Genomic DNA, 26160 nt, shown 5'->3' with positions numbered 1-26160 from the left:
TATTCCCCTACAGTCCACAGCTATATTCCCAGCTACAGGCCTTTGATAATTCTTCTAGAATATTGCCATGAATAAAAGCATGGCGATCTAATTTGTCGAAAGGTACATTATTAAACATAAGGCTGTTTGTTTCATTTTCTAGTGCTGAAACTTTTTTTACATCAGCTTTTGTCATTTTTTCAAACTCTTGCTGTGTTAAGTGTATACAAGGTTGGCACTCAAGACTATGATAAAACGCTTTAAAAGGCAGGTTTTTAGTTAATTCTAAAATATCATCATGATTTAGATCCAATAAAGGGTATTCTAGTGATCTATAGTCATATTTTTCCTCTTCTTCTAAGTTTCTCAAAAACTGTGAAACCTTTGATAAGTCTTTTCGGTGACTCAGAAGTATAGTAGCTTCAGCATCAGGATCAATTTCATCAATTTTGTTTAACAATGTGATACCTTTTAGGAAGCCAGCACACCAACTGAACTGTTGTGAAGGAAACTGTTTACGTGCTTCGACTAGTTCTTGAAAAGTATTTTCTGATTTTAGGTGATAAAATTCTATAGCTTCATTTTTGAGCCATGTGAATACATTCTCTAAATATTTATCCCAATTCTCAGCAGCAAAACCAGTATCTACGGATAGTACACAAAAGTTATTGTGTAAATTTTTCTTTGCCCAATATATAAGAGCCAAAGAATGGACGCTATAGTTAGCTATAATTACATTATCTAACCTTTGCATTTTTACATTCCTATTAAATCTTTAATTTCTTTAAGTTTACTCATAGCTAAAGGACGCATTTTCTCTGCGCCTTGATTGAGAATATCATCTACAACTTTCGAGTTATTGATATAGTAATCATATTTCTCTCTAGCGTCTGTCAAATATTCATTTATTTTTTCAAAGAGTATTTGCTTGGCATCTCCCCAACCTAATCCACCAGCTAAATATTTTTCTTCTAGAGAGGAGACTTCAGCTGTGTTAGCGATACTTTTATATATTGCAAAGACAGTACAGTTTTTTGGATCCTTTCTTTCTTCAGGTGTTTGGGAGTTTGTGATGATTTTCATAACCTGTTTTCTAAGCTTTTTCTCTGTGGAGAATATAGGTATGGTATTATCATAACTCTTTGACATTTTGCGACCATCTAAACCAAGTATTGTTTGACTGTCTTCATTCGTTAGAGCCTGAGGTGCTTTTAATATTTGTTTTTTGTATATATGGTTAAATCTATTTGCAATATCACGGGCTATTTCTATATGTTGGATTTGATCTTTTCCTACTGGGACTAAATCTGCATCAAACATCATAATATCTGCAGCCATAAGTACAGGGTAGTTAAACAGCCCCATAGTTATGCCCTTATCAGGATCAACATTTTCTTCTTGAATATTTTGGTCTACTAATGCTTTGTATGCATGAGCACGATTCAATAAGCCTTTAGCGGTGGTTGTACTGATAATCCATGTTAGCTCCATTATTTCGGGTATGTCTGATTGACGATAAAAAGAAGCTTTTGTAGGATCAAGTCCTAGAGCTAACCATGAAGAAGCTATTTCATATATATATTGTTGGCGTAGCTTTTTATCCCAAAGCTTTATTAATGAGTGTTGATCAGCTATGAAATACATACAATTGTATTCATTACTTTGAGACATTTCTATTGCAGGCTTAATGGCGCCTATATAATTTCCTAGATGTGGTGTGCCAGAAGGAGTTATGCCTGTAAGAACTATTTTTTTAGACATTATAGGTATTTAATTACTTAGTATAATAGTCTGTTAATTTTATCATATAAGAAGTTTATTTACTCTATCGCTATAAAATAAAGTTAACTAAACTAAAGACATTAAATATTGATAAAATATGTTAGAAATAAATTTAAGAACAAACTTTTTAATTACCATACTCACAGTTAGCAACATAAGTTCCATTTTGCTCAACTACATATATTTCAGCACGAGTATATTTTGTTGTATCCATTTTTGTAGGACAAGTTACAGGAGCTTTACCTGACTCTTCATACCATGTTATTTTTGGTGATACAGTTATACTTGTTCCAATAGGAGCTTTAGCAGAAGTAGTGCCCGGCTGCTTATTAGTGGTTGGAGCTATATAGCCTTGTGTATATACGGTACCTTCAGGACCTGAGAAAGTTATGCCATCAAAACCTGTCGCTGGGCTGTTGTTGTGTACTAAAACAGTTGCTTCTTTAGGAAGTTCTCTTTCATCAGGAATCTTATCGCATTTATTACTATCTAAAGCACAAGGAGACATGTAATAGCCAAAGTCACCTATGCCGTGAGCCGGGTATTTGACCGAACCTGTATTATATGCTTCTGGGACATAATCAACATTTAAAGACCAGCCCATGAAACCAGCGAATTTTGTATCTTTAGGAATGTTTCCTAGGTTGTCATATACTGATTTCATAGCATCATAAGTTTGTAAAGCCGAAGAGTTTGGAGGAACATTACCATAGTTACCGTCAAACTGAGGGAAATATACTGTAGCAGCTCCACCACCTTGAGCAGCAGTAGGATAGCCTATAACTATTTTAGCTGTTTTTGCTCCAATATAATCTTTAGTAAGTGTGTATGCATCTTGAATAAAATCAGGATTTTGCTCAGGTACTGAATTATAGTTCTGTACATATATATAATCAACTAAGTTTAAGACCTTATTGGTTGCATTAAATAATGGCGCATAAAACTCATCGCTACCCGTTGAGACTAGTTTATTATCATTAATTTGAGGAGCTATTACTACTAGCTTTGAACTATCGATATTTTTTATGTTTGTAATTACATCTTTTAGGTATGTACCATTGTTTGTTGCTGTTTCCGGTATTTCAATATCAAAATCGATGCCATCTAGTCCATATTTATTTAAGAAGTTAACTATATTTTGAGCAAGTCCTTTGGCATCAGTACCATTAGGGTTGTAAGTATTAACATTACTTTGTCCGCCAACTGAAACTACAACTTTTAATCCGGCATTTTTTGCTTCTTGGATTTTTTTAGCTGCAAGAGCTTCATAGTCACTTTTAAACGATATATTATTATTTGCATCTATTGTTGCAAATGCTATAACAGCCTCGTTGTAACCATCTTTAGCAACTTGAGATAAATCTACACTATCAGCAGATCCCATAGCGGTAATATCTAAATACCCAGCCATTATTCTATCATTAGAGTTTGCGGAACTAGCAGCTGCAGGAGTAGAAGTACTAGCGAAAGCTATAGCTGATGATGCTATAAGTAAGCTTGTTATAAATGTTTTTTTTATCATTGTGATCTTTCCCTTTTGTTATGTATATTAAAAAAAGCTTTATACATCACAATTATAATTATGTTTGCTAGAGATTGATACCTTTGTTTCATAGTATTTAAAAAAATAAACATTAATACATAGTCAATATTGGAAAGAATTAGATAAAGCTTCTATAAAAAAAATATAACAAGTTGAAAGCCTGTAGAGAAAAAATGGAGCGGGAAACGAGGCTCGAACTCGCGACCCCAACCTTGGCAAGGTTGTGCTCTACCACTGAGCTATTCCCGCTTGAAACTATGGCACACCCAAAGGGATTCGAACCCCTAACCGCTCGGTTCGTAGCCGAGTACTCTATCCAGTTGAGCTATGGGTGCAAAAGTTGAAGCATATTATATGCAAAAAATATTAGTTAGTCAAGTTTGTGATGTTATTAATTGTTTCAATTAATTTATCTTCTAACTCTTGATCGCTCAGGTTAGTATTGTCTATTACGAAGTTGGCAATTTTTTCTCTTTCATTATCAGATATCTGTAGATTAATGAAAGCAACCGCTTGTTGTCTGCTTTTGCCATCACGCTCCATTAGTCTTCTGATTCTGGTTTCAAGATCGGCCTTAATTACAATTACATTTTTCAAGTAATCGTAGTGACGAAAATTATATGGACCAAGTAGGGGGATGTCGACAATAGTCATAACAGTATCGGATTCTTTTACTTGTTTCTTGATTTCTCTGTTAATAACAGGGTGAAGATAATCTTCAAGCCATTTTTTAGCTTCCTTGGATTCTGTAATAATTGCTCTGAGCATAGCTCTGTTTATTTGCTTATTCATTACAATATCATTGCCAAATTTTTCGGCTATTTTTTTAATTACAGAAGGTTTTTTGGTAATTTCTCTGCTTATTGTGTCTGCACATACAACATTTAAATTCATTTTTTCTTTTAAAATTTTTGTTGCTGTTGATTTGCCACTAGCTATACCACCAGTTATACCAATTGGATAAGTTTGTATCACGCTCATCTACGCCTTCATTATAAAAAAATTATTTGAGCACAGATTTTAATATTTTTTTCTGAGAAAGTCATACATTTTTTTGATTAAAATCCATTTTAAACTTAAAATAACTATATTTTTACTGAAAATAATTATGATTTTGTGTCTATTGAAAATATAATTCTAAAAAAAATAAAGTCTAGCAGCAATCCATTTTTATTTAGAGATTTTATGCAGCTGGCTTTATATTATCCTGAGCTTGGTTATTATTCGGGTTCGAAAGAAAAAATATCTTCATCTGGAGATTTTATCACTGCGACATCTCAAACATCTTTATTTGCGCGTACATTAGCAAGACAATTTGCATTAGTTCTGTCTGAATTGGGTAGTGATTGTAATATTATAGAGTTTGGTGCTGGTAATGGTAAATTTGCTACTGACTGTATGCGAGAGCTTAGTGATTTAGGAGTTCTGCCTCAAAAATATATAATAATTGAATTAAGTAATGACTTGAAGTCCAGACAGCAAGAGAGCATAAGGAAAAATATTCCAGAACTATATGACAGATTTGAGTGGTTTGCAGAGCTTCCTAAATATAAGCTTAAAGCTGTAATTTTTGCTAATGAGGTTTTAGATGCAATGCCAGTGGATATTTTTAGAGTCCAGGATAGTCAATTAATACAGCAAGGTGTGGATTTTGTTAATGGTAAATTTGAACTTGCTGATGTACCCGAAAATGATGCTCGGTTTAACTATGAACTAAATAAGATTAAAAGTGATGGAGTGATTTTTGAGGATGGTTATGTAAGTGAAATTAATACTTGGATACGTCCATGGGTCAAATCTTTGTGCGCTACTTTAGATAGAGGGATGGTGTTCTTATGTGATTATGGCTATCACAGAGATTTATACTATTCAAAAGAAAGAAGCATGGGGACCTTGGTCTGTTACTATCAGCATAAAGTTAATTTTGATCCATTTATAAATATAGGCCAACAAGATATTACTGCGCATGTTGACTTTACAACTGTTGCTGAGGCGGCTGTGGAGAGCGGTTTTCAACTTGATGGTTATATGACACAAGCAAACTTTTTAAAAAGAGCTAGGGTTGTTGATGTTTTTGAAGATGTCTTTAAGAATCTTAATTCCAAAGATCAATTAAGATATGCTAATGATATTAAAGAACTTCTACTCAATGACAAGCTTGCAGAAGTATTTAAGGTGATTGGCTTTTCTGTCAATTTTGATTATGTATTAGATTCGTTTGATAATGAGGATAATATCGACTTTCTGCTTTAAAATCGAAAGGTTTGAAGTAAATATTAGATGAGTTAAAAGGTTGACTACGAGTTTTTGGAGTTCTGTATCTGTAATGGGTAGCTATTAAACACCCAACTGTTCTGTTATATGGTTGATGTTATTTATAGATTAACTTATAATCGAGTGGTTAAGTTTTATTTTCGTTAATATTCGATTAATTCGGAGGATAAAGGATGTCGGATTTCACTAAAGATATTGATGTTTTAGAAACCCAAGAGTGGCTTGAGGCTTTTGAAGATGTCATTAAAAGAGAGGGTGCTGATAGAGCTAAGTTTTTATTTGAACAATTACTTAGTAAGGGTACTGAACTTGGTATAGAGAGTGCTTACTCAACAGCAAAAGTTAAGAGATATATAAACTCTATAGATGTTTCTGAGCAACCAAGTTATCCTGGTGATATGGAAATTGAGCAAAGAATCGAAGCTATCAATAGATGGAACTCTGCTGTAATAGTTGCATCCGCTAACAAGAGAGAGGGTTCTATTGGAGGTCATATTGGTACTGGTGCTGGTGCTATGACTTTATATGAAGTTGGTTTCAATCATTTTTGGAAAGCTCCAAATGAGAATCATGCTGGTGATTTGATTTTCTACCAAGGACACCTTTCTCCAATCGTATATGCTCGTTCGTATCTGGAAGGTAGAATTACTAAACAGCAACTAGAGAATTTTAGAAGACAAGCTTTTGATAAAGAGAATGCTGTTTCTTCTTATCCGCACCCATATTTACAGCCTACGTATTGGCAGTTCCCGACAGTATCAATGGGTCTAGGTCCACTGCAAGCTATTTATCAGGCTAGATTTATGAAGTATCTTGAGGCTAGAGGTTTGGCTGAAACTTCTGATCGTCGTGTTTGGGCATTCTGTGGCGATGGTGAGATGGATGAGCCGGAGTCAATTGGTTCTATCACTAGAGCAGGACGCGAAGGTTTAGATAACTTAATTTTTGTAGTTAACTGTAACTTACAAAGATTAGATGGTCTTGTGAACGGTAATGGTAATATTGTTGAAGAGTTGGCAGATGTATTTGCTGGCGCTGGCTGGAATGTTATCAAAGTATTGTGGAGTAGTGATTGGGATAGGTTACTACAAGATCAAAAAGGTGGCAAAAAGCTTGCTCAAAGGTTGAGTGAACTAAATGATGGTCAATTCCATACAATTAAGGCTCATGGTGGTGCTGAGTGTCGTCGAGTAGTATTTAGTGGTGACGAAGATCTTGAAGCCTTGGCTAAGGATATGACAGACGATGATATCCAGGCATTACGTCGAGGCGGACATGATCCTGTCAAGATATATGCAGCATATAAAAAAGCTGTTGAGCAATCAAATGGTAAACCAACACTTATCTTACCTATGACTGTTAAAGGTTATGGCTTAGGAGAGTGGGGTGAGTCTAAGAATATTGCTCATAATGTTAAAAAACTTGATACAGATGCTCTTGAGCATATCAAGAATAGATTTGACGTTCCTGCAACAAAAGATGATGTTGAAAATTACAAGCTTGTATCATTGCCTGAAGATTCTCCGGAGATGAAGTATCTTCACTCTAAGAGAAAAGATTTGGGTGGATATATTCCTAAGAGATTGGAAAATAATGAAGCGCTAGAAATTCCAAGTGTTCAAGACTTTGCTAAAAACTTACTAGATGATAGTGGCGATAGAGAGTTCTCTACTACTACTGCTTTCGTGAGAATATTATCTCATTTAGCAAAAGATAAAAAATTAGGTAAGCATATTGTACCGATTACTGTTGATGAGTCTCGTACTTTTGGTATGGAAGGCCTATTTAGACAATTAGGTATTTATAACCCTAAGGGTCAACAATATGTACCAGAAGACAAAAAACAAGTGATGTTCTACAAAGAGGCTGTAGATGGCCAAATACTTCAGGAAGGTATTAATGAGCAAGGTGGGTTCTGTTCATGGATAGCTGCTGCTACCTCATACAGTGTACACAAAGTTCCTATGATTCCTTTCATGATTTATTATTCTATGTTTGGTTTCCAAAGATTTGGAGATTTGGCATGGGCAGCTGGTGACTCTATGGCAAAAGGTTTTGTGATTGGTGGTACATCTGGTCGTACAACTCTAAATGGTGAAGGTCTGCAACACGAAGATGGTCATAGCCATATCCAAGCAGGTCTTATTCCTAACTGTATCTCTTATGACCCTACTTATGCTTATGAGTTAGCTGTGATTCTTGGCGAAGGGATGAATAGAATGTATGTTAGAGGTGAGCATGTTTACTACTATATCACTGTGATGAATGAGAATTATTCTCATAGAGCTATGCCAGAAGGTTGTGAAGAAGGTATTATTAAGGGCTTATATAAGCTTGAAGATACTAAGCCAGCTGGTAAGCATGTACAGTTGCTAGGCTCAGGTTCTATATTGAGAGAAGTTGAAGCAGCTGCTAAGATGCTGAAAGATGAGTATGGTATTACTTCAAATGTATGGAGTATGACTTCTGCTAATGAGCTTCATAGAGAAGCTAAAAAAGTAGCAAGAGAAAATATGCTTCATCCAGATGCTGAGAGAAAAGAAAGTTATATTGAGAAATGCTTGAAGAATGAGCAAGGTCCTGTGATCGCTTCTACTGATTATATCAAGCTATACACAGATCAGCTAAGAGAATTTATACCACAGACTTATGTTAACTTAGGTACTGATGGTTTTGGTAGATCTGATACTCGCGAAGCTCTAAGAAGCTTCTTTGAGGTTGATAGATATCACGTGGTTGTTGCATCTTTATATGCTTTATCACTTGATGGTAAAGTTAAAGCTAGTGAAGTTAAAGAAGCAATTAAAAAATACAATATAGACCCAGAGCGTGTAGCTCCATTATATAGCTAATTGAGGAGATATTAATGTCTATAGAGATAGTTAAAGTTCCTGATATTGGGGATTATGATAGTGTTGATGTGATCGAAGTTAATGTCGCAGAGGGTGATGTTATCGCCGAAGAAGATTCTTTGATTACATTAGAGACTGATAAGGCTAGTATGGAAGTTCCGTCTCCAGTAGCTGGAAAAATTGTTAAACTAACTGTCAAGGTTGGTGATAAGGTGGCTGAGGGTTCGGCAATTATGGAAGTCGAAGTTGAAGGTCAAGAGTCAGCAGAAAAGCCTAAGCAAGAAGCAGCTGCACCTGCAGCGCCTGTAAGCCAACAATCTTCACAAACTGTAGATGTCAAAGTCCCAGATATTGGTGACTATGATGCTGCTGAAATTATTGAGATAGCTGTTAAAGTTGGTGATGAGATTGCTGAAGAAGACTCTTTAATTACTTTAGAAACAGATAAAGCTAGTATGGAAGTACCATCATCTGCTGCTGGTAAGATTACTGAAATAGCAGTTAAAGTTGGCGATAAAGTCGGTGAGGGTGATCTAATACTTAAGGTTGCTAATGCATCTAATTCAGAACCTGCTCAAGAACAGGCTTCACAAGAAGCGCCTGCGTCAGCATCAGGACAGATTGTAGATGTTGAAGTTCCAGATATCGGTGATTATGATAGTGTTGATGTAATTGAAGTGGCTGTAGCTGTTGGTGATAAGGTGGAAGAGGAAGACTCTTTAATCACTTTAGAGACAGACAAAGCTAGTATGGAAGTTCCATCTCCTGTGGCTGGAGAAGTTACAGAAGTTATCACAAAAGTAGGTGATAAGGTTGCTCAAGGTACTCTAATTCTTAAAGTCAAAACACAAGGTTCAGCTCCTGCTGCAGCTCCTAGTCAAGCGGCTAAATCTGAAGCGCCTAAGCAAGAATCGGCAAAACCAGCTCCTGCACCAGTAGCGCAAAGTAGCGTAAATGAGTATGCGGTAGATAACTCTAATGCTCACGCTTCACCAGCGGTTAGAAAACTAGCTAGAATTTTGAATGTTGATTTAAGTAAGGTTAAAGCAACTGGTCGTAAGGGCCGTGTAACGAAAGAAGACTGTTATAATTATATCAAGCATGCTGTAACACAGGTCCAGACTGGTAAAGTTGCTGCAAGTGGTAGTGGTTTGGATCTTTTAGATGATCCAGTTGTTGATTTCTCTAAATTTGGTGAGATTGAAACTCAGCCTCTAACTCGCATCAATAAAATCAGTGCGAAAAACTTACATAGAAACTGGGTGAAAATCCCCCATGTAACTTTCTACGATGATGCGGATGTTACAGATCTTGAAGAGTTTAGAAAAGCTAAAAAAGGTTTTGCTGAGAAAATGGGTGTTAAGATTACTCCATTATCATTCTTGGTAAAAGCTGCTGCTGTGGCTCTACAAGAGTTCCCAAGAATGAACAGCTCATTATCAAATGATGGTGAGAATTTAATATTGAAGAAATACTACAATATTGGTTTTGCTGCAGATACTCCAGCTGGTCTTATGGTTCCAGTTATCAAGGATGCTGATAAGAAAGGTATTATAGAAATATCAAAAGATATTATGGAGCTAGCTGGTAAGGCTCGTGATGGTAAATTGGGATCTAAGGATATGTCTGGTGCTACATTTACTATTTCAAGTATCGGCGTGTTAGGTACTACAGCATTTACACCAATTATAAATATGCCTGAAGTTGCTATTATGGGTGTATCTAAGACAGCTGTTAAGCCAATTTGGAATGGTAAAGAATTTGAACCTAGAACTATGTTGCCACTATCTATGTCAGCAGATCATAGGGTTATTGATGGTGCACTAGCTGCTAAGTTCTTGACAAGATATAGTCAGATTTTATCTGATTTACGTGAAATCATAATGTAAATACGGAGTTTTAAAATGAGTGATATTAAAACACAATTAGTAGTGCTAGGTAGTGGTCCTGGTGGGTATAGTGCGGCATTTAGGGCTGCAGATTTAGGTCTAGAAGTGGTTTTGGTTGAGAGATATGCTGAAATTGGAGGTGTGTGTCTAAATGTTGGGTGTATCCCTTCAAAAGCTATGTTGCATATTGCTAAAGTTATCAATGAAGCTCGCCACTTAGAGTCTCTAGGTATAATCGAGATGGGTGGTCTTAATATTAATAGAGAAAATCTATTGAAATATAAAGATGGTGTGATCGGTAAGCTTACTGGTGGTCTAAAAGGCATGGCTCAGATGCGTAAAGTAAAAATCGTACAGGGTTATGGTAAATTTACTTCTGATAAAGAGCTGGCTGTAGAAGCTGCGGATGGTAAGGTTACTAAGATTGCCTTTGATAATTGTATTATTGCAGCAGGGTCAAGTGTAATTAATTTACCATTTGTACCTAAAGATGACAGAATCATTGACTCTACTGGTGCTCTTGAGATGAAAGAGATCCCTGAGACTATGCTTGTAGTGGGTGGTGGTATCATCGGTCTTGAGATGGCGCAAGTTTACTCTGAACTTGGTACAAAGATCACTGTAGTGGAATTTGCTGATCAACTTATGAATGGTGTGGATAAGGACTTGGTTAAAGCATACCAAAAAGTGAATAGTCAGTATGATGTTCGCTTGAAAACAGGTGTTACAGCTATGGAAGCTAAAAAAGATGGTATCTATGTAACTATGGAAGGTGATCATCCAGCAAAAGATGAGCGTTATGATAGGGTTCTTATGGCTATAGGTCGTAAGCCTAACGGTAAGCTTATCGATGCTGAGAAAGCTGGTGTAAATGTTGATGAAAGAGGCTTCATTGCAGTGGATAAACAGCTTCGTACAAATGTACCACATATCTACGCAATCGGAGACATTGTTGGTCAGCCTATGCTTGCTCATAAAGCAGTGCCGGAAGGGAGAACAGCTGCAGAAGTTATTTCTGGTCTGAACCATAGTTTTGATCCGTTAGTAATTCCTTCAGTTGCTTATACTGACCCTGAAGTTGCTTGGGTTGGTGAGACAGAGACTTCTGCAAAAGCAAAAGGTATCAAGTATGAGAAAGGTGTATTCCCTTGGGCTGCTAGTGGTAGATCCCTAAGTATCGATAGATCAGAGGGTATGACTAAGGTTCTATTTGATGAGAATCATAAGATTATCGGTGCTTCTATCGTTGGTACTAATGCGGGTGAGCTTATTTCTGAAGCTGCCCTTGCTATTGAAATGGGCTGTGATGCTGAAGATATCGCTCTTACAGTACATCCACATCCAACTCTATCTGAGAGCTTGATGATGGCTACGGAAGTGTTTGAAGGTACCGCAACAGATCTTCCTCCTCAAAAGAAGAAAAAATAAACCTCTCTAATTGAATATTAATCTTATATTTTTATTTTACTGTATTTTCATTTTGTTATAATTTTATAAGTTATAAGGATTTATAGAATATAAAAAGTGAATTGGTCAGATATCTTAGCAGAAGAAAAGCAGAAACCTTATTTTAAAAAAATATTAGAGTTTTTGGCTAGTGAAACATCTGTTGGTAAAATTCTTTTTCCTACAAAAGAAAATGTATTTAGTGCTTTTAAGTATACCGAGCTAGATGATTTAAAGGTCGTAATTTTGGGGCAAGATCCTTATCATAATTATAATCAAGCCCATGGACTTGCTTTTTCTGTGCAGAAAGGAATTGATGTTCCACCATCACTACGTAATATTTACAAAGAATTAGAGCGCAGTATCGCAGAATTTAAGATTCCTGAGCATGGTTGTCTGATAAATTGGGCAAAGCAAGGAGTATTTCTGCTAAACACGACACTTACGGTAGAAGCTCATAAGGCTAATTCACATAAAGATATTGGTTGGGAGATTTTTACAGATGCTGTAATTCAAAAGATATCTAACAATAAGCCAAATGTTGTGTTTATGCTGTGGGGCTCACATGCTCGTAAGAAAAAAAATCTTATTGATGATACTAAGCACTTAATTCTTGAATCATCACATCCATCGCCTCTATCTGTATATAGAGGATTTGAAGGTTGTAATCATTTTGTGAAAGCTAATCAATATTTGACTTCAAAAGGTCTCAATCCTGTAGATTGGAAATTATAAGGGGAAAATTAGTCGACTATTGCGGTTGTTGAAAGTGTGCTACCATCTTCTAAGATTAGCATTACAGGTATTTTTTGACCTTTTGTGATTTTTTGTTTAAGGCCTATTAGCATTACATGTAACTCTTGATATGACAGATCAACACTATTATGAGGATATATTTCAATTGTCTTGATTTGCTTCATTACACGTTTATTGCCGACTGTTACAAAATGGTGAAGTTGTGTTTGGGTGTCCACTGGCGAATATGCTGCGATAATATCAACAGTTTCATTACCGCTATTCTTAATGTGCATTTTTATAGCTGTATTATTGCCTTTGGTTTCTTTTACTTCTGCATGAGTTATGCTAAGTTCGCATGATTCGATTTTACATTTTTGTTTTACATCGTCGCAAAATCCGTATGATATTAGGATTATTATAGCTGTTAATGCTACTAGTATCTTTTTCATAAAAGTCATTTCCTTAGATTTAAGTTTATTTGCTAATAAGCTTTTTCAAAGTATATCATTTTAGTGCTGTGTGTTGCTAGTAATGAAGCTTATTTGGATGTTAAAGCGTTTGATATTTAAGAAATATTTTGAGTTTTAAAGTTACTGTTTTGTCCAAGGGCAACCGTACTCACAGTTATTATCTTCTGGATTTTTATTTTTATTCCAAAAATTAGATTTATAACTTATTCCATTCATTTTTGCAAAATCACCTTCAACATATGTTTTCTTAGGATCCCAGTCACCTTCTGGAACTGGAGGAGTTGGTTGAGGATTTAGGTTTTGCCATGCTGAGTCAGAGTAATCACCCACTGGAGAATATGTGGAATCGTTGCACCAGTTTGCAACTTTACACTGGTATGTGCTATCACCTGCGCTAACAACTGTACCAGCTACATATTCGCCAATGCCATCAGGATACTTATACTGTGGCTTTGGTGTTGGACCAGGTTGTGGCCCAGGACCAGGCTGCTTGTCATATACTGCTGTGAAATCTATGTTGTCATTTTTTGCTAAATTGGTAATGGCTTTGTTGATGATTTTATAGATTACTAGTCTCTGTTGATTTTTTGTCTTAGGGGTATTTGAGAAGCTTAGTTCAGTTTCTGTTATTTTTAGTTGCTTTATGGCTTGATCAAAAGCTGTATTAGCAGCTGAAATATTAATATATTGAAGTTCATTATTGCTATCTCTATAGGATAGTTTGTGTATTACCATTCCAAATACTGCTTTAAGCCTTTCGATTTTGAATATTACTTCATTGTTGACTTGAAGTTCAGTTTTTTCTAGCTTTGCATTGTTGTTATTAAATATCTGATTGATATAGAAAGATACTTGTCTAGGATAGCGATAGTATGTTGCTTCACCATCATTAGGCTTTTCAGCACCTACTTTAGTTTGATAAGTGATTGTGTCTAACATCCAGTTGTTCATATTTTTGTATTCTTTTGAATCTGTAGACCCGTTTGCACAAATATCTAGGTATGTTTTAAGTACTGGACTGTATGAACCAGCATTGTATACAACATTCATAACAAATGGGAAGTTTAAGCCACTAGCATCACTTTTTTGAGAGTTAGCTAAACAGTCTTTCCATTGTTGGTGATACACAAACCAGTCATTAGAAGCATTAACATTCATCCTGTTGATATCATTGAAATGATAGAATGTCGTAATCATTGGTCCTGCATATATATTGTCTAAAGCTTTAGGTCCTTGGCTGTCAGTTTGCTTACCACTATCCTGATCTTCGATAGAGTAGCCTAGAACCTTTGCAATAGAGTTGTAGTTTACTAGACCAAGTGATCCTTCTTGTCCTACTCCTGGTAACCTTTTTGAATAGTCATTGATTTGATAAGGACCACCTTGTCCTTTTGATAAAAGAATATTGGCATAAGTTTCATTCTGGATTAACTGATCAGGATCATTTGGTTTAAAATCTTTGTTAATCTGAGTTGTCATGTCTGACTCTTGCATTAGTTGCCCTATTAATGAACCATATAAGTAATCTTTGTTGAATTTAATGTCAGGATATTTTTGTTTAATTAAATATCCGTACATAACACCAGCAATGGTATTAGACATTATTACAGTATTTGCGTATTCAGTATTTGTAGTAAAAATATCGTAAGTTGCTGATTTACTGAAGGGGAATGTGTTGTGATAAGCGACTTCGCCTTCTTTGAGCGATGTGTTTGCTAGTGATGCTACTGGTAGTGCCAGTGATGCTAATATTGAGCTTATGATAATTTTTTTCATATCTGGTAATCTCCTCAAAAGAATGTAATATTTCATATTTGGAATTTTGTGGACATATTATATATTAAAATTAGAGTTGCTAATTTATCATATATTGATAGTCCTTATCAAAATTTGATAGATGTTGTTTGGATAATAATTGCTACGTAAGTGTTTGGTTCTTGCTTAGGCTTAGTGCGGTCTCTAAAGAGTGCTTTTTGCTATTGGATGTGTTAGAATATCGGCTATATGTTTTATCTTTGTAATAAGCGATAAGTAATGTCTATACCTACTAAAGAATCATCATCTATAAATATAGAGAAAGAACTTAAACAATCATATCTTGATTATGCAATGAGTGTGATCGTTGGTCGTGCCTTGCCAGATGTGAGAGATGGTTTGAAGCCAGTTCACCGCCGAGTGCTTTTTGCAATGAATGAGTTGTCTAATTATTACAATAGACCATATAAGAAGTCTGCTAGGGTTGTCGGTGATGTGATAGGTAAGTATCATCCACATGGTGATACTGCGGTATACGATACTATCGTTAGAATGGCTCAGCCATTTTCTCTACGTTATACGTTGGTAGATGGGCAAGGTAACTTTGGTTCTGTAGATGGCGATTCTCCTGCAGCTATGCGTTATACTGAGATTAGAATGCAGAAGCTGACGCATGAGCTTTTGATTGATATAGACAAAGAAACTGTAGATTTTTCTCCAAACTATGATAATACAGAATTGGTTCCTGATGTTTTACCGACTAGAGTTCCAAATCTTTTAGTCAATGGGTCATCAGGTATTGCTGTGGGTATGGCGACAAATATTCCTCCGCACAATATGACAGAGGTTATTAATGGTACTATAGCTTTGATTGATGACTCAAAATTAACTATAGAGGATTTGATTCAGTATATTCCTGCACCAGATTTTCCTACTGGGTCTTACATAAATGGTACTGATGGTATCTTGGAGGCGTATAAGACTGGTCGTGGGCGCGTTATTATGCGTGCCAAAGCTGATATTCATGAAGATGAGGCTTCTGGCAAGTCTCAGATTGTGGTTACAGAAATACCATATCAGGTTAACAAAGCCAAGCTAGTTGAAAAAATAGCGGAACTTGTAAAAGATAAGAAAGTAACAGGTATATCTGAATTAAGAGATGAATCGGATAAAGATGGTATTAGGGTTGTTATTGACCTTAAGAGAGATGAGTCTCCAGAAGTTGTTTTAAATACTTTATATGCTCAAACTCAGCTACAGTGTAGTTTTGGTATAAATATGGTGGCACTAAGCGACAATAGACCTAAGTTACTTAATCTTAAGGAAATATTAGAGCAGTTCATTAAACACAGAAAAGAAGTTGTTACAAGAAGAACAATTTTTGAGTTAAGAAAATCAAAGGAACGTGCGCATATATTAGAAGGCTTATTGCTTTCGTTGGCTAATATTGATGAAATGATTGAGCTTATTAAGGCTTCTCCAAGTCCTGCCGATGCAAAAGAGTCAATGCTTGCTAGATCATGGAATGGTTCTATGGTTAAGAGTATGCTTGAGGGTGTTGATGTCAAAATGTATCGTAAAGAAACATTAGCATCTCACTATGGCATTCAAATTGATAGCTCTTACAATCTTACAGAAGAGCAGGCTGAGGCAATACTTGCTTTAAGATTGCATAGATTAACAGGTTTAGAACAGGATAAAATTACTAACGAGTTTAAAGAACTTATTGAAAGAATTAAGTATCTAATAGGTATCTTGAGTGATGTGAATGAGCTGATTCGTGTTGTGAAAGAGGAGCTTGTTGAAATTAGAGATAACTACGGTGATACAAGGAAGTCTGAGATTATAGAATCAAGACTTGATCTTACAAGAGAAGATCTTATAGCAGAAGAAGACATGGTTGTGACTTTGTCAATGGATGGTTATGTTAAAACTCAACCGCTTAGTATGTATAATGCTCAAAAACGTGGTGGTGTTGGTAAGTCTGCAACTAAGACTAAAGAAGAAGATAGTATCTTTAAATTAATGCTTGCTTCAACTCATGACACAATGCTTTGTTTCTCTAGTTTGGGCCGAGTGTACTGGTCAAAAGTATATGATTTCCCTGTGGCAAGTAGAATTTCTAAAGGTCGACCTATTAATAATATTTTACCACTTGATAAGAATGAAAGAATAACCGCTTTAATGCCAATTTCTGAGTTTACAGAAGGCTGGTATGTGTTTATGTCAACTAAGCTTGGTAGGGTTAAAAAAGTTGATTTATCAGAGTTTGCGAGACCTCGTTCTACAGGTAAGATAGCGATTGGATTAAATGACGGTGATGAACTGTCATATGTAGCTCTTACAGATGGTTCTAAGGAAATTATGATGTTCTCAGATGCGGGTAAGGCAATTCGTTTTGGTGAGTCAGATGTTAGAGCTATGGGGCGCTCGGCTGCTGGTGTAACTGGTATGCGTTTACATGCTGATCAAAAAATAGTCTCTATGATCGTAACAAATCCTGATGAAGGCGTTGTCTTGGCAGCAACTGAGAATGGTTATGGTAAACGTACTGCAGTATCAGAATATCGTAGAACTAAAAGAGCTAGTCAAGGTGTAATAGCTATATCAACCTCCGATAGGAATGGTAAAGTTGTTGTTGCTGTTTTGGTTGGTAATGATGAAGATATAGTCATGATTACCGATAATGGAACTCTGGTTAGGACTTCATCTGATCAAGTTAGAGAATGTGGTCGTTCTGCTCAGGGTGTTAGACTTATTAATCTTAGGAATAATGAAAGGCTTATAAGTCTAAAAGTAGTCAAAAAAGATGATGAAGTTGATAGTGATGATGTAGAAATTTCTGAAGCAACAGAGCAGAGTGAATAAATTAATATGCTAAAGAAAAAGGTAACTATACTCGGTGCTACAGGTTCAATAGGTGATAGTACATTAGCTGTAATTAGAGAGAGTAATGACTTTGAAGTTTATGCGTTATCAGCTTTTAGTAATGTAAAAAAGCTGGCGAGATTGTGTAAAGAATTTTCACCGAAATTTGCTGTAGTTTCGGATTTACCTAAAAAGCAACAATTACAAGCCCTGATATCTGATGTTGCTATTTTGGTTGGTGAAAGTGCTTTAGAGGAAGTTTCAAGTGCAGCAGAAGTCGATTTGGTGATGTCTGCTATAGTCGGCATAGCAGGTCTTAAGCCTACCTTTGCTGCGGCTAGGGCAGGCAAGAAAATTTTGCTTGCAAATAAGGAGTCTCTTGTAACAGCTGGACATCTTTTAATTGAGGAAGTTGAGAAAAATAATGCTCAGCTTATACCTGTGGATAGTGAGCATAATGCTATATTTCAATGTATTGACAACTCAGATAAGAAATATACTAAAGAGATTAGTGAAATAGTTTTGACAGCATCTGGTGGGCCTTTTAGGGATAAAGAGTTATGCGATTTGATTGATATCACACCTGCGCAGGCTTGTGCTCATCCTAACTGGGAAATGGGGCAAAAAATATCAGTCGATTCATCTACTATGGTAAATAAAGCACTAGAAGTTATCGAGGCATATTGGCTTTTTTCTGTTTCAGCTGATAGAATAAGCGTTCTGATTCATCCTCAAAGTGTAATCCACTCTATGGTTAGATATGTGGATGGTAGTTATATAGCACAATTAGGTGTGCCAGATATGAGAACACCTATAGCAAACGCAATGTATTACCCAGTTAGAGGGTCGATTAATGTTGATAGATTGGATTTTACAAAATATGAGCTTACTTTTAGGGAAGCATGTTTTGACAGGTTCGAGGCTCTGAAAATAGTTTTTGATAATTTAAAGAGTGAAAATTATTCAGCAAATATTGTTTTTAACGCTGCAAATGAAGTTTTAGTGGCAGCGTTTTTAAACGAAAGAATTAAGTATTTAGATATAATAGAAGTAAATAAAAAAGTAACAAAAGAGTTGATTTTTGAGAATCCAACAAATATAGAAGAAGTTTTTGAAATAGATAGAAAGACTCGAGAATATGTGGATTCTGTTTTGGGGTAAATTGAGTGTTTTTTTTGAGAAAGAAGTTTGTATTAGCCTCTCTTCTTATGGGTATTGCATTAAATAGCTGGGCAGATAATGACAGTTTTATATTAGACAATGTTTCCATAAAAGGTTTGGAAGGTTTACAGAGTGATGTGATAAAGAGCCGAATTGGCTATAAGAAAGGTAGTTATATCACTCCAGAAGATACAAACCAAATTATTAATAATCTTTACGGTACAGGATTTTTTAATAGTGTTGATCTATATCGTAAGGGTAGTAACCTCTTTATTAATGTTAAAGAGAGACCAATTATTGCTGGTTTTAATTTCACAGGAAATAAAAAACTTAAAAAAGAAGATCTGGAAAAGGTCTTTACTGATGCGGGTATATATGTTGGTAATGTATATAACCCTAATACGATGTTTTTGCTTAAGCAGTCACTACTAAATCAATACTCTATGATGGGCCTATATGGTGCAGAGGTTGATGAAAATATTAGAAAACTCCCTAATAATAGGATTGATATAAACATTACCTTTAAAGAAGGGAAGCCTGCAACTATTGATTCTATAAATTTTGTAGGTAATAAAAACTTTGATGATTCAGAATTAGATAGTAGTATGGCCTTCGAAGTTCCATCTATATGGAACTTGTGGGGTTTTTTGTCGTCGTTTGATAGTTACTCTCCTGAAGGTATGAATCAATCTGTTCAAGGAGTAACTAATTATTATCTTGATAGAGGTTATCTTGATTTTAAAGTTACATCTAAGCAAGCATCAATGTCTAAGGATCGAGAGCATTCATATATCACTCTTGATGTTGCAGAAGGTGATGTATATAAGGTTGGTGACGTATCTTTGACCGGAAAATTTATTTTACCAAAGTCTGAGTTAGAATCTTTGATAAAAATAAAGCGAGGCGAGGTTTTTTCTAAAAGTAAGCTTGTTGATACGGTTGAGAGTATAAAAACCTTGTTGGGAAGTAAAGGTTATGCATTCGCTACAGTTAACCCTATTCCGTCCATTGATAAGAAGAAGCGTATAGTTTCTTTCAAGTTTGTTGTAGATGCAGGTAAAAAAGTATACGTAAATAGAGTTAATTTCTTTGGTAATAATGTTACTAATGATTATGTTTTTCGTAGACAGTTGCAGTACTATGAGCAAAGCCAGTATAATAAAGAAGCCATAGACAAGTCTCAAAGAAGGCTTGATCAGCTTCCATACGTCGCAGGTGCAGATATGGAGCTTGTGCCTGTAGAGGGCTCTGATGACTTGGTTGATGTCAACTATAATATCAAAGAGAGAAATGCGAACTCAGTTAGTGGAAGCTTAGGTTTCTCGGACTTATATGGTTTCATGATCGGTGGTAGGCTTAATATGCCTAACGTTTTTGGTACCGGCAATACCTTTAACCTTAATGCGCAGTTATCGATTCCATTCCAACAATTAGATATAAGTTATATTGATCCTTATTTTACTACTTCTGGAGTTAGTCAGAGTATTTCAGCTTATATTAATAGATCAAACTTTGCAAAAACTAATGCAGTTGCGGCATATCGATTAGATACTATCGGTGCAAGATTAATGTATGGTGTGCCAATATCAACATTTAGTAACGTTTCAGCGGGTATAACATTTGCAAATAATACTCTTAACCAATCTAATGGATTTACTTCATCAATTGTACAATGGTTTATACAGCAACAAGGTGGGAGAAATAGCTTTAATGAGCCTGCTTTAACTGCTGGTTGGAGTTTTGATAATTCTAATAAATATATGTTTGCTACAGATGGTGGCTCATTTGATATCAATGGCTCAGTTAATATACCAGTTATTAGTAATATTGAAGCTTATAAGATTGAAGTTGGAGGTAAGTATAATATAGCTATACCAAATACAGATATGTCTGCTCTAACTATTAGGGGTGGTGTGCAGTATGGTGGTGGATATGGTGGTACTGATAACTTACCTTTTTATGAGAACTTCTACGGAGGTGGTTGGGGAAGTGTTCGTGGTTTCCTACAAGGTTCCTTAGGTCCGCGTGATATAAATTTACAGAATGGTAAATATGGCAACTCAATTGGTGGTAACCTTAATATCTACAATAACTATGATTTACTTTTTCCAGTACCATTTATCAAAGATAGCTCAAAAATGCGAATAGGTGCATTTGTTGACATAGGTAACACTTATACTACTTATGATCTGAAAGGGGTTGTAGCACCTCAGCCAAAACAAGAGACTACTCCATCATTTACTAACCTTAAATATTCTGTGGGTGTTGAGTTTAGATGGGCTTCGCCAATGGGGCCTTTGGCAGTATCAATAGCGCAGCCATTTAATGTTCAGCCTGGAGATGTTACGCAAGTTTTCCAGTTCTCACTTGGTCAAAACTTCTAAAAAAAATAATTAATCTAGAAAATATTTATCGAAATCTAATACCAAAACGATTTAACAAGGTCTATAATATTGTGTTAGAATCTGTTATTAAATATATATAATAAAAATTAAGGGAGATCTTAAAATGAAAAAAATTGTGTTATCGTTGTGCGTTTTGGCTAGTGCTGTGACGGGAGTATATGCAGATACTAAGATAGCGGTAGTTAACCCTGTAGAGATCTTCAATGATTCTGATTTGGGATCAGTTAGCGTAAAGAAAATGGAAAATGACTTAAAGCCAGAAGCAGCAAAGCTTAAGCAAGAGCAAAATGATATTATGCAACAAATGAGAACGCTTCAAGAAAATTCAGCTACTATGACAAAAGCTGAGCTGGAGAAGAAGCAACAGCAGATTCAACAAGAGCAACAGAGCTTTGCTCAAAAAGCTCAAGTTCTTCAGCAAAAAGAGTATGCTGCAAAAGATAAGTTATCTAAGAAATTCCAAGCATCTTTTGATAGTGCGGTAGCAACAGTTGCTAAACAAAAGGGTTATAATATTGTTATGACAACTCAGGCGCTAGCTTATGTAAATAATGTTGATGATATATCAAACCAAGTAATTGAAATTATGAATAAGAACTCTTAATTGTTTGGGGAGTTTTGGAATGTATTCTTTAGATTTTTTGGCCTCGAAACTAGATGGTGAAGTTAAGGGTGACAAGAATATTGAAATAAATAGGATAGCTACTTTAGAGAAAGCAGGTGTCGGAGATATTTCTTTTTGCACGAATCCTAAGTATTTGAAGGCGCTATCAGAGACTAAAGCTTCTGCTGTGCTAATTACAGAGGAAGCCTTAGAGTTTTGTAATACAAATGCAGTTGTTTTATCAAACCCATATATGGCATTGGCTAAAGTTATGGAGTTGTTTGATAAGTCACCAAAGCCAGATGGTAAAATACATAGTAAAGCTGTAATAGCCTCAAGTGCTGTTATAGGTGAAAATGTTACTATTGGAGCAAACTCTGTTGTCGGTGAAAACGTTACTATTGGAGATAATACTTTTATTGGTGCATGCACCACTATTGATGAAGGTACTAAGATAGGTAGTGATACTTTTATAAAGAGTAATGTTTCTATTGCTCATGATGTTCAAATTGGTGCTAACTGTATAATACACCAAAATGCAGTGATTGGGTGTGATGGGTTTGGTAATGCCAGAGATGATGATGGCAGTTGGACTAAGATTCCTCAGTTAGGAAGAGTCGTAATAGAGGATGATGTTGAGATTGGCTCAGGGACTACGGTTGATAGGGGAGCTATCGACGATACCATTATTAAAAAAGGTGCTCGTATTGATAATTTGGTGCAGATAGCCCATAATGTAGTTATTGGTCGAAATACTGCCCTGGCAGGTGTCACAGCAGTAGCTGGGAGTACTACTATTGGTGATAATTGTTTGGTAGGTGGACAATCTGCGATAACAGGTCATATAAGTATATGTGACAATGCAATTATTGGCGGAGCATCTAACATAGGCAAATCGATTACTCAACCTGGGATGTATTATGCTGCATTTGAAGCTAAGCCAAGGATTCAATGGGGACGATTCGTAGCGAGATTATCTAAAATCGACAGTTTGATTAAAAAAGTAAAACAATTAGAAGATAAGTTAAATAAGTAAGGATTATTCATGAGCCAGTTTGATGAAAAAAATAAACAAATAGATGTAATGGGGATTAGAAAAATTTTACCTCATAGGTATCCTTTTGCTCTTTTAGATAAGATTGTTGATTGGAGTATTGAAGATAGAACTATTGTGGCCCATAAAAATGTAACGATAAATGAAGATTTTTTTAATGGTCACTTCCCGGAGTTTCCAGTCATGCCTGGTGTTTTAATTGTAGAAGCTATGGCTCAGGCAACTGCTATACTTGGTGAATTGATGGCTGAGACACTGTTTGCTCATGTTGTTGCTAAAGCTGGTGGTGGAAGAAGAACCTTTATGTTGGCGGGTATTGATAAGGTTAGAGTCAAAAGACCAGTCGTTCCTGGAGATGTTTTGGTTATCGAGTCACGTATGGTTAAGCAGAAAAATATTATCTGCACGGCGGAGTCTGTAGCTAAAGTTGATGGGCAAGTGGTTTGTTCAGCTGAGTTAATGGCAGCATATAAGGATTATTGATTGTGATACATAGTTTGGCAGTAGTACATGAAAGCGCCAAAATAGCCGAAAGTGCTATAATAGGACCATTCTGTGTTATTGGAGAGAATGCCGTTGTAGGTGAAGGTACAGAGCTTAAGAGTCATGTTACTGTTGGGGATAATACAGTAATAGGCAAGAATAACCGTATTTTCCAGTATGCATCAATAGGTGATGATCCTATTGATTATACTTATAAACAGGGTGACTTTTCTCAAGTTATCATTGGGGATAACAATACCATTAGAGAGTGTGTTACTATACATGGTGGCACATCAAAAGAGACAGGTATTACAACAGTTGGAAATAATAACCTTATTATGTGCTATGTTCATATAGGTCATGATTGCAAAGTTGGAAATAATATTAGTCTTGTAAATGGAGTTGGTCTTGCAGGTCATGTCCATGTCGATGATTTTGCTATTTTGAGCTCAAATGTTGGTATTCATCAGTTTTGCAGAGTTGGTAAACATGCGTTTATAGCTCATGCTGCTCTTGTTGGAAAAGATGTTCCACCGTACTTAATGGTAACAGCTGTAACAGCAGGTGCAACTCCTTGTGGAATCAATACAGAAGGTCTGAAACGAAGAGGGTTTACCCCAGAGCACTTAAAGAAAATAAAAGAAGTTTATAAAGTGCTGTATAGAAAAGGCTTGATGATCAAAGAGGCGTTTGAAGTCATTAAGGAAATGGCAGATGAAGAGCCTGTGCTAGAACCATTCGTCGATGTGATAAGTACTTCACGTAGAGGCATACTAAGGTAATGAGAATAGGTATTGTAGCAGGAGAGCTTTCAGGAGATCAGCTGGGAGCAACTCTTGTCGAAGCTCTCAGAAAAAAATATCCTGATGCTATAATAGAAGGTATTGGTGGCCCTAAAATGGAAAGTCAAGGGTTCAAGAGCTTATATCCTATGGATGCTCTGTCTCTAATCGGTTTTTTTGAGATTATTTCAAAAGGTCTTAATATATTAAGTATTCGTAAAAAGATAATTAATCACTTTAAACATAATAAGCCTGATATATTTATTGGTATAGATGCACCTGACTTTAATCTAACCGTAGAGAGAAAGCTAAGGTCTGCTGGTATTAAGACTATACACTACGTTAGCCCTAAAATATGGGTGTGGAGAGAGTATCGTATCAAAAAAATCAGAAAAGCTACTGATAAAATTTTGGCAATTTTGCCTTTTGAAGTGGAATACTACAAAAATAGACATGATTTTGAGGCTATATATGTAGGGCATCCGCTTGCTAAAAATATACCAATCAAGATTGATAGGTCTAAGTATAGAGAACATCTTGGTCTTGAAAATATACGGTTACCAATACTATCGGTATTACCAGGTAGTAGAACTACTGAAGTAACTAGGCTATTACCATTATTCTTGGAAGCATTGCAAAAGTTACAAGAATCTGGATATAAATTCAAAGCTATTATGCCATTAGCTAAACCGTCACTTAGATCAATATTTGCTGAGTATGATACACAAATTAGAGACTTGGAAATTGAGGTTTTTGAAACAAACTCTCACGAAGTATTAAAAGCTTCGGATTTGAGTCTATTGGCGTCTGGTACAGCAACCTTAGAGGCTATGTTGTGTAAGTTACCCATGGTAGTTGGTTATAAGTTGTCTAAACTTTCAGCATTTATCGGTAGAATTCTTATACGTGGGCATAGTTATTGGGCTTTTCCAAATATTTTGCATAAAAGTGAAATAATAAAAGAACTAATTCAAGAAGATTGTACTGCAGATAATCTTTTTTATGAATTGAAAAGACTGTTTGATGATAAGCAAAGAAATGATTATATAGTTCAAGAGTTTGAAAAAATTCATGAAGATATGATTGTCGACACCGAAGAAAAGATCATAGAAGTATTGGATACAATGATAGAAAAATCTTAATTTTTATAATCTTTAAATATATAATACATGAGTATGAAAACACCAAAGGTACTAAATAAATGACATTGATATTGGCTTTAGTTTTAATTTTAGTGGTCTTAATCATAATTGATTTATTCCGTAAAAGCTTGAGAGTTAGACAAAAAGATATTCTAGCAAATATTGAACATGCAAATAGTCAAGAGCTGATAAGTCAAGCTAAAAGTTCACCAAGCAATGCACGCGTCGAGGATGTTCAGCGTGAGTATCCTTTATTGAGAGATGGTTTTTTATTAATCTATTTTGAAGGAGCTCAATCTATACAGGTAAAAGATTTAGCAACATTCTTGAAGTATTATGGTATTAAATTTACAGAAGAGAAAGTCTTTCAAAAGATAAACTATAAAGATGTTATTTTTAGTGTTTTGCCTGATAATGAAGGTCAAGAATTTTTGGCTAGTAATGAAGGTGAGGTAAATGGGATAGTAGCAGTAATGAACTATAGAAAGCTTACCAGTATAGGATATGATGTTAAAACCTGCTATGAGCTTATGCTTGATATTTTGGAAGCTTTAGGTAAATCACTTAATGGTACACTAATGAATGAGCATAAAGTTAGACTTACAAAAAAAGATAAGCAAAGTTATTTGGCAGCTATATTGTAGATAGGCATATCTAATTTTAAAGAGTTTGTTCCATTTTATTACTTTCTTCTGTACTTTTGTCCTAAAAAATAGTCAACAAATAGAAAATTTGGTCTGCTAAAAGCAAAAAGTATTTCTAAAGATATGAGTTTTAGTTTTTATAATTTGTATGGGAACTATATCTGATAAATTGAATAGTTTGGTGGGCCCAGTAGGACTCGAACCTACGACCTACGGATTATGAGTCCGGCGCTCTAACCAACTGAGCTATAGGCCCAAAACTATAGTCAAGATTATATTTTAAATATGG

General features: G+C 35.5%; 20 protein-coding genes and 3 tRNA genes. 14 read left to right on the top strand and 9 right to left on the bottom strand.

Going from position 1 to position 26160, the window contains the following annotated elements:
• Positions 1-7: 7 nt before the first annotated feature.
• From F3D59_RS05175 to coaE, 6 genes are all read right to left on the bottom strand, one after another.
• Complete coding sequence (locus tag F3D59_RS05175; protein WP_150464062.1) at positions 8-733, bottom strand: hypothetical protein; 726 nt, start codon at positions 731-733, stop codon at positions 8-10.
• Positions 734-735: 2 nt separating this feature from the next.
• The gene (gene trpS, locus F3D59_RS05170) at positions 736-1740 is read right to left on the bottom strand and encodes a tryptophan--tRNA ligase (RefSeq protein WP_150464061.1); all 1005 of its coding nucleotides are present in this window, start codon (positions 1738-1740) and stop codon (positions 736-738) included.
• 148 nt (positions 1741-1888) lie between these two features.
• Entirely contained in the window at positions 1889-3283 is a 1395-nt protein-coding gene (locus F3D59_RS05165; protein ID WP_224721160.1) for a glycoside hydrolase family 18 protein, read from the bottom strand.
• Between the two features lie 195 nt (positions 3284-3478).
• Positions 3479-3553 (bottom strand) — tRNA-Gly (locus tag F3D59_RS05160).
• Between the two features lie 9 nt (positions 3554-3562).
• A tRNA-Arg gene (locus F3D59_RS05155) sits at positions 3563-3639 on the bottom strand.
• 31 nt (positions 3640-3670) lie between these two features.
• Positions 3671-4285, bottom strand: a complete 615-nt coding sequence (gene coaE, locus F3D59_RS05150) for a dephospho-CoA kinase (protein WP_150464060.1) — start codon at positions 4283-4285, stop codon at positions 3671-3673.
• Between the two features lie 135 nt (positions 4286-4420).
• Between coaE and F3D59_RS05145 the strand changes: the two genes are divergently transcribed.
• The 5 genes from F3D59_RS05145 to ung all read left to right on the top strand — a co-directional run bounded on the left by F3D59_RS05145 (position 4421) and on the right by ung (position 12500).
• Complete coding sequence (locus F3D59_RS05145) at positions 4421-5557, top strand: class I SAM-dependent methyltransferase (RefSeq protein WP_150464059.1); 1137 nt, start codon at positions 4421-4423, stop codon at positions 5555-5557.
• Positions 5558-5751: 194 nt separating this feature from the next.
• Positions 5752-8430, top strand: a complete 2679-nt coding sequence (aceE, locus tag F3D59_RS05140) for a pyruvate dehydrogenase (acetyl-transferring), homodimeric type (RefSeq protein WP_150464058.1) — start codon at positions 5752-5754, stop codon at positions 8428-8430.
• A 14-nt stretch (positions 8431-8444) separates the two neighbouring features.
• Complete coding sequence (gene aceF, locus F3D59_RS05135; protein ID WP_150464057.1) at positions 8445-10319, top strand: pyruvate dehydrogenase complex dihydrolipoyllysine-residue acetyltransferase; 1875 nt, start codon at positions 8445-8447, stop codon at positions 10317-10319.
• Between the two features lie 15 nt (positions 10320-10334).
• A complete protein-coding gene (gene lpdA, locus F3D59_RS05130) occupies positions 10335-11747 on the top strand; it encodes a dihydrolipoyl dehydrogenase (RefSeq protein WP_149368685.1) in 1413 nt (470 codons plus the stop codon).
• Between the two features lie 96 nt (positions 11748-11843).
• Positions 11844-12500 (top strand): uracil-DNA glycosylase, encoded by a 657-nt coding sequence (gene ung / locus F3D59_RS05125; protein WP_150464056.1) that lies wholly within the window; start codon positions 11844-11846, stop codon positions 12498-12500.
• An 8-nt stretch (positions 12501-12508) separates the two neighbouring features.
• Here the strand turns inward: ung and F3D59_RS05120 are convergent, their stop codons facing one another.
• Both F3D59_RS05120 and F3D59_RS05115 read right to left on the bottom strand, forming a co-directional pair.
• Positions 12509-12952, bottom strand: a complete 444-nt coding sequence (locus tag F3D59_RS05120; RefSeq protein ID WP_150464055.1) for a copper chaperone PCu(A)C — start codon at positions 12950-12952, stop codon at positions 12509-12511.
• A gap of 141 nt (positions 12953-13093) precedes the next feature.
• Entirely contained in the window at positions 13094-14749 is a 1656-nt protein-coding gene (locus F3D59_RS05115; protein ID WP_150464054.1) for a chitin-binding protein, read from the bottom strand.
• Positions 14750-15007: 258 nt separating this feature from the next.
• Here F3D59_RS05115 and gyrA point away from each other — a divergent pair, with 258 nt between their 5' ends.
• The 9 genes from gyrA (at position 15008) to F3D59_RS05070 (ending at position 25871) form a co-directional block, all read left to right on the top strand.
• Positions 15008-17596 carry a DNA gyrase subunit A gene (gyrA, locus tag F3D59_RS05110; protein WP_150464053.1) on the top strand — a complete coding sequence of 863 codons (2589 nt, stop codon included), beginning with the start codon at positions 15008-15010 and terminating at the stop codon, positions 17594-17596.
• Positions 17597-17602: 6 nt separating this feature from the next.
• A complete protein-coding gene (gene dxr / locus F3D59_RS05105) occupies positions 17603-18757 on the top strand; it encodes a 1-deoxy-D-xylulose-5-phosphate reductoisomerase (protein WP_150464052.1) in 1155 nt (384 codons plus the stop codon).
• A gap of 5 nt (positions 18758-18762) precedes the next feature.
• Positions 18763-21141, top strand: coding sequence for an outer membrane protein assembly factor BamA (gene bamA, locus F3D59_RS05100; RefSeq protein ID WP_150464051.1), 2379 nt, complete (start codon positions 18763-18765; stop codon positions 21139-21141).
• A gap of 124 nt (positions 21142-21265) precedes the next feature.
• Positions 21266-21766 (top strand): OmpH family outer membrane protein, encoded by a 501-nt coding sequence (locus F3D59_RS05095; RefSeq protein ID WP_146420764.1) that lies wholly within the window; start codon positions 21266-21268, stop codon positions 21764-21766.
• Between the two features lie 19 nt (positions 21767-21785).
• Positions 21786-22802 carry a UDP-3-O-(3-hydroxymyristoyl)glucosamine N-acyltransferase gene (gene lpxD, locus F3D59_RS05090; RefSeq protein ID WP_150464050.1) on the top strand — a complete coding sequence of 339 codons (1017 nt, stop codon included), beginning with the start codon at positions 21786-21788 and terminating at the stop codon, positions 22800-22802.
• A gap of 9 nt (positions 22803-22811) precedes the next feature.
• Positions 22812-23303 (top strand): 3-hydroxyacyl-ACP dehydratase FabZ, encoded by a 492-nt coding sequence (gene fabZ / locus F3D59_RS05085; protein WP_013922562.1) that lies wholly within the window; start codon positions 22812-22814, stop codon positions 23301-23303.
• Between the two features lie 2 nt (positions 23304-23305).
• The gene (lpxA, locus tag F3D59_RS05080; RefSeq protein WP_146420763.1) at positions 23306-24085 is read left to right on the top strand and encodes an acyl-ACP--UDP-N-acetylglucosamine O-acyltransferase; all 780 of its coding nucleotides are present in this window, start codon (positions 23306-23308) and stop codon (positions 24083-24085) included.
• Complete coding sequence (gene lpxB, locus F3D59_RS05075) at positions 24085-25227, top strand: lipid-A-disaccharide synthase (RefSeq protein ID WP_150464049.1); 1143 nt, start codon at positions 24085-24087, stop codon at positions 25225-25227. Before lpxA ends, lpxB begins: the two co-directional genes overlap by 1 nt.
• 59 nt (positions 25228-25286) lie before the next feature.
• Entirely contained in the window at positions 25287-25871 is a 585-nt protein-coding gene (locus F3D59_RS05070; RefSeq protein ID WP_150464048.1) for a cell division protein ZipA C-terminal FtsZ-binding domain-containing protein, read from the top strand.
• A 179-nt stretch (positions 25872-26050) separates the two neighbouring features.
• On the opposite strand, the gene F3D59_RS05065 is transcribed toward F3D59_RS05070, so the two are convergent.
• Positions 26051-26127: transfer RNA gene (locus tag F3D59_RS05065), tRNA-Ile, on the bottom strand.
• Positions 26128-26160 lie beyond the last annotated feature (33 nt).

Origin of the sequence: Francisella sp. XLW-1, assembly GCF_008711455.1 — a bacterium.
Classification (GTDB): Bacteria; Pseudomonadota; Gammaproteobacteria; order Francisellales; family Francisellaceae; genus Francisella; species Francisella salimarina.
The sequence above is the reverse complement of the archived record's forward strand: the minus strand, read 5'-3'. Positions and strand labels throughout refer to the sequence as shown.

Coding starts and splice junctions, on each gene's coding strand:
- F3D59_RS05175 (WP_150464062.1), bottom strand. CDS start 733: ATGCAAAGGTTAGATAATGTAATTATAGCTAACTATAGCGTCCATTCT.
- trpS (WP_150464061.1), bottom strand. CDS start 1,740: ATGTCTAAAAAAATAGTTCTTACAGGCATAACTCCTTCTGGCACACCA.
- F3D59_RS05165 (WP_224721160.1), bottom strand. CDS start 3,283: ATGATAAAAAAAACATTTATAACAAGCTTACTTATAGCATCATCAGCT.
- coaE (WP_150464060.1), bottom strand. CDS start 4,285: ATGAGCGTGATACAAACTTATCCAATTGGTATAACTGGTGGTATAGCT.
- aceE (WP_150464058.1), top strand. CDS start 5,752: ATGTCGGATTTCACTAAAGATATTGATGTTTTAGAAACCCAAGAGTGG.
- aceF (WP_150464057.1), top strand. CDS start 8,445: ATGTCTATAGAGATAGTTAAAGTTCCTGATATTGGGGATTATGATAGT.
- lpdA (WP_149368685.1), top strand. CDS start 10,335: ATGAGTGATATTAAAACACAATTAGTAGTGCTAGGTAGTGGTCCTGGT.
- F3D59_RS05120 (WP_150464055.1), bottom strand. CDS start 12,952: ATGAAAAAGATACTAGTAGCATTAACAGCTATAATAATCCTAATATCA.
- F3D59_RS05115 (WP_150464054.1), bottom strand. CDS start 14,749: ATGAAAAAAATTATCATAAGCTCAATATTAGCATCACTGGCACTACCA.
- gyrA (WP_150464053.1), top strand. CDS start 15,008: ATGTCTATACCTACTAAAGAATCATCATCTATAAATATAGAGAAAGAA.
- dxr (WP_150464052.1), top strand. CDS start 17,603: ATGCTAAAGAAAAAGGTAACTATACTCGGTGCTACAGGTTCAATAGGT.
- F3D59_RS05095 (WP_146420764.1), top strand. CDS start 21,266: ATGAAAAAAATTGTGTTATCGTTGTGCGTTTTGGCTAGTGCTGTGACG.
- lpxD (WP_150464050.1), top strand. CDS start 21,786: ATGTATTCTTTAGATTTTTTGGCCTCGAAACTAGATGGTGAAGTTAAG.
- fabZ (WP_013922562.1), top strand. CDS start 22,812: ATGAGCCAGTTTGATGAAAAAAATAAACAAATAGATGTAATGGGGATT.
- lpxB (WP_150464049.1), top strand. CDS start 24,085: ATGAGAATAGGTATTGTAGCAGGAGAGCTTTCAGGAGATCAGCTGGGA.
- F3D59_RS05070 (WP_150464048.1), top strand. CDS start 25,287: ATGACATTGATATTGGCTTTAGTTTTAATTTTAGTGGTCTTAATCATA.